The organism is Pseudonocardia oroxyli (assembly GCF_900102195.1).
Taxonomy (GTDB): Bacteria; Actinomycetota; Actinomycetes; order Mycobacteriales; family Pseudonocardiaceae; genus Pseudonocardia; species Pseudonocardia oroxyli.
On sequence record NZ_FNBE01000046.1, the window covers coordinates 1 to 2,691 of the forward strand.

Sequence of the window (2,691 nt, forward strand, 5' to 3'; positions counted from 1 at the left end):
GACCCCCGACACCATCACCGTGTTACCTGAGTTACCCCGCACCCCTACCGGGAAGATCCTTCGCCGCCATCTCACCACCGACACACCATGAACAACCGGCCAGCTTCTTGGCACGTGGGACTCGAGGTGGTCGCAGGAGTTGGCGCTGTCGTGCGAGGCAGAGCAGTCAACGGCCCGTCCACCGGCGCGGACCGCAGCACCGGACCGACCCATCTCCTCCTTAGCATGGCAATCATCTGCGACGGGCGACGTTCCCTTCCGATCATCGGAGACGGAGGTCATCCGCCCCGGGCGTCCCCACGGATATCGCCCGACGATGTGTAACCCCTGCCCGCCGTCTATCCCACGGAAGAGGTCAAGATGCCCCTCGCCCTCAGCGCCGACCACCGCGAGCTGGCTGGCGTCGTCCGCACGTTCGCCGCGGACCAGGCGCTGCGCGACGAAACACGCCAGGCGCTGGAGAAGGTGCCGACCAGGCCCGGCGCGGTCTGGTCACACGTGGCCGATCTGGGCTGGGCAGGGCTGCATCTACCCGAGGAGTACGGGGGATCGGGCTACGGGCTCACGGAGCTCGCTGTTGTGCTTGAAGGTTTGGGCACCGTCGCGTCCTCGGGCCCGCTGCTGGCAACGACCGTAGCCTCGGCCGTCATCGACCGTGTTGGCACCGACGCACAACGCGCGGCCCTGCTTCCGCGCCTGGCCGATGGTTCTACCGCCGCCTCCGTCGAGATCGCCGGCGGTCTACTGCTCGGGGGGGTCTGGGCGGGGATGCATCTCGTCGCCGACGGCGATGATCTCGTGATCGTTGAGAGTGGCGACGTCGAACCCATCGCGGGGATCGACCCCTCGCTCGGCCTCACCCGCGCTATCCCCATCCCGCAGGGCGAGCGGCTGACCGGGGGCGTCGTCGTGGCCCGCACCGTCTTCCGTACCCTCGCCGCCGCCGAAGCCGCCGGAGGCGCCCGTGCCTGTTTGGATGCGGCGCTCGCCTACGCGAAGGTCCGCGAGCAGTTCGGCCGCACCATCGGCAGCTTCCAGGCGGTCAAGCACCATCTCGCCGGCATGCTCGTGGTGGCTGAGCAGGCCGTCGCTACCGCTTGGGACGCCGCACGTGTGACGACCGGCGGTCAGGAGGCGGAGATGGCCGCAGCTGTGGCCGCAGCTGTGGCCCTGGGCGCCTACGAGCACAACGCGCGGATGAGCATCCAGGTGCATGGGGGCATCGGCTTCACCTGGGAACACGATGCCCATCTGTTTCTCCGCCGTGCCGCCGCGCTCTCTGCGCTTGCGGGGTCGCCCGACGCTGCAGCCGACGAGGTCGTCGCGCTTGCCGCAGATGGGGTGCGACGATCGACAGCGGTGGAACTTCCTCCCGAGGCCGAACCGCTCCGCGTCGAGGCTCGCGCTTTCGTCCAGCGGCTGAGGGCCGCCGATCCCGCTGACCACCGCGAGCTGCTTGTCGAGTCCGGCTACCTCGTGCCGCACTGGCCCACGCCGTGGGGCCGCGCCGCGTCACCGCTCGAGCAGCTGGTGATCGAGCAGGAGTTCGCCGACGTAGACGTCCCCGACATGGGCGTCGGCGGCTGGGTGCAGCTCACTCTTGTCCAGACGGCGTCCGAGGAACAGATAGCCCGTTGGCTGCCGCCGAGCCTGCGCGGTGAGCTGGTGTGGTGTCAGCTGTTCAGCGAGCCCAATGCCGGTTCCGACGCCGCGGCCGTCCAGACCCGCGGTATCAAGGTGGAGGGCGGCTGGCGGGTGAGCGGTCAGAAGGTGTGGACGTCCGGTGCGCATTTGTGCAACCGCGGTCTGGCCACGATCCGCACGGATCCTGAGGCGCCCAAGCACAAAGGCATCACCGCCGTCGTCGTCGACCTGACCGTGCCTGGCATCACGGTACGCCCGTTGCGTCAGATCACGGGCGACGCGCATTTCAACGAGGTCTTTCTCGACGATGTGTTCATCCCCGACCAGGACGTCATTGGGAAGCCCGGCGCCGGCTGGGAGGTCGCGCGTGCGACGCTGGGCAACGAGCGTGTGAGTATCGGCAGTGGCTCGGGCACACGTCGTGACCGTGCGTCGGCATTGAGCCTGGCGAACTTGCTAGACACCTTTGCCCCCCATGATCGAGGTCTGGCCCGAGAGGTTGGGCGGCTCATCGCGGAGCAGGAGTCAGTGCGACTGCTCAACGCACGCACAGTAGAGCGAGCGCTCATGGGCGCGGCGCCTTCGGCAGAGGGCACCGTGACGAAATTACTGCTAGCCCAGCAGATGCAGGCGGTGAGCGAGCTGGCCTTGCGAATCCTCGGCCCCGCCGCGGCCGGCGACGCCAACCTCGAGACGATGCACGACTACCTCACGAGCCGCGCGATCACCATTGCAGGTGGCACGTCGGAAGTCACCCGAAACGTCATTGCCGAACGCATCCTCGGCCTCCCGCGCGAAGTGGTGAAGTAGTCGACGATTGCAGGGAAGGTGCAAGCAGTTTGTCGACCCGGGATGCGTCGGGGGCGATCGTAGCGGGACGTGACATCATGGCGCACCCGGCCGGGCCATGGGCGCGAAGGTACGGACGAGACGGGCGAACGGGTCTGCCCATGGTCTGGTTGAGCCGTGTCGGGTGGGTGTTCAGGCCGCGTGGGCGGCCGAGGTGAGTATCTCGGACTCGACTGGGGTGAGCCTGCCGAGGCTGTC

At 68.2% G+C, this 2,691-nt stretch carries 1 protein-coding gene; it reads left to right on the forward strand.

Features of this window, described 5'->3' with window-relative positions; all coding sequences use genetic code 11:
- The first annotated feature begins 360 nt into the window (after window positions 1-360).
- A complete protein-coding gene (locus BLS43_RS29145; RefSeq protein ID WP_093089911.1) occupies window positions 361-2,454 on the forward strand; it encodes an acyl-CoA dehydrogenase family protein in 2,094 nt (697 codons plus the stop codon).
- Window positions 2,455-2,691 lie beyond the last annotated feature (237 nt).

Excerpts from the sequence above, each read along its gene's own strand:
- BLS43_RS29145 (WP_093089911.1), top strand. The coding sequence starts at position 361 with ATGCCCCTCGCCCTCAGCGCCGACCACCGCGAGCTGGCTGGCGTCGTC.